The 1,817-nt window shown below is 65.7% G+C and carries 2 protein-coding genes; both read left to right on the top strand.

Annotated features, from left to right (window positions below; genetic code table 11):
• Positions 1–1,542 (top strand): tyrosine-type recombinase/integrase (locus tag ACFYOW_RS49540; protein ID WP_387299151.1); only part of this gene is annotated, 1,542 nt, incomplete at its 5' end.
• Positions 1,539–1,754 (top strand): DUF6262 family protein, encoded by a 216-nt coding sequence (locus ACFYOW_RS49535; RefSeq protein ID WP_387299149.1) that lies wholly within the window; start codon positions 1,539–1,541, stop codon positions 1,752–1,754. The genes ACFYOW_RS49540 and ACFYOW_RS49535, both read left to right, overlap by 4 nt.
• Positions 1,755–1,817: the final 63 nt, after the last annotated feature.

The raw sequence follows: 1,817 nt of genomic DNA, 5'->3' as shown, positions 1-1,817 counted from the left end.
GAGGCCGGGACGCTGCGCTGGAGCACCGTCAGTCAGGAACGACTGAAATGCTTGCGCCGCTTCGATACTTGGCTCACCGAATGCGTCGATGACCCAGTCTCGGTGCTGGGCGATCCGGCCGTCGCGGCGGGCCAGGCAGCGGAGTTCCGGCGCTGGGCGGCAGCCCCGCGCAATCGGTTGCGTTACCCCGGCGATCAGCGAGACCTCGGTAAACAGGCTCATCCTCGCCTGGTCAACGACGACCTGCGGGCGGCGGCGGAGCTCATGGACTTCATCGCCGCCAACCCCAGCGAAACCCGCGCCATGCTCGGTCCCTCACCCTGGGATCGGGTCACCCCAGCTCACGCGGCCAGCTGGTTCGCCCAAGTCACCCAAATTCCCCACACCCGCGAGTTCAACGACGCCCACTACGTCGATGACCACGCCTTGGCTCAGATTACCGCTGCGCTGCCGGTCATCGGGCTACCGCGTGACGAGCAGATGACTATCACCCGCGGTGACAGGACACAGGTCGCCGCCTGCGGCCTGAACAACCCCCAGGCCATGCGGATGATCCTGCTGCAGATCCTCACCGGCCGCCGCTCCAGCGAGATCCGCACCTGCGCATTCGACTGCCTGTCCGCGCCACCGGAACCCACTGTCGCCGGCGCCGACGGCGAACGAATCGCCCGATTCCACTACGCGCAAACGAAAGTCGACGTCGCACCCGACACCATCCTGGTCGACCAGGAAGTCGTCGAAGTCATCGAGGAACAGCGACGCTGGATCCGTGATCAGTTCCCCGACCGGCAACCACAGTTCCTGTTCATGCAGCGCAGCGGCAACCGAACCGGCGACAAACCCTATCCGTCGGGCAGTTACAACTGGATCCTGCGCGAGTTCGACAACCTGGTTGCGATCACCGACGGCCAGGGCCGCCCGGTTCGGCTCAGCCACACCCACCGATTCCGACACACCCGCCTGACCCGGCTGGCCGAGCTCGGGCTGCCGATCCACGTGCTGCAACGCTATGCCGGACACGCCACCCCGACGATGACCATGCACTACATCGCCGCCCGCGAACAGCACGCCGAACAAGCATTCCTGACCACAGTGAAACTCAAGGCCGACGGCACCCGCATCCAGTTCTCCCGCGACGACCACGACAGCCTGCACCTGTTCGACCGCGCCGACCGGTTCCTGCCCAACGGGCGGTGCATGCTGCCGCCGCTGCAATCCTGCGACAAGGGAAACGCTTGTTTGACGTGTTCGGTTTTCGCGACCGACTCCACTCACCAAACTGCACTGAAACGCCAACTCGACGACACCATCGCCCTGATCGCCCGCGCCACAACCGAATTCGAGCAACGGCACGGCCGCCCTATGCCCGCCGACAACATCTGGCTCACCCAGCGCCAAGCCGAGCAGCAAGCCCTGACCCGACTGCTGGACGCCCTGCCCGCCGAGTCCGGCCGAGCCGTCCAGGGCGGCGGCTGCCTCAACAACGCACCCGGACCCGTCCCGCTCACTCTCGGCGCTATCCCACGAAGGACACGACCGTGACCAGTCGAGAAGACCGCACCGCAGCCCTGATTGCCGCTGCGAAAGCCAAGTCCAGCAAGAAGACCGCCGACGCCGAGCAGGCAATCCGGTGCTTACTCAAACGCGGCGATCCCGTCACCTTCCAGGCCGTCCAACGCGAGGCCGGCGTCTCCCACGCCTTGCTCTACAGCCACCCCGACTTGGGGTTCCCCCGAAAAAGTGGACAGCGTTAGCTTGCTTCGGGGGTAGCTTTGAGGGACTGCTCGTAGTCGATCGGTGAGCGCATCCCGATCGCC

This window comes from Nocardia sp. NPDC006982 (assembly GCF_042869435.1).
Lineage (GTDB): Bacteria > Actinomycetota > Actinomycetes > Mycobacteriales > Mycobacteriaceae > Nocardia.
The sequence above is the reverse complement of the archived record's forward strand: the minus strand, read 5'-3'. Positions and strand labels throughout refer to the sequence as shown.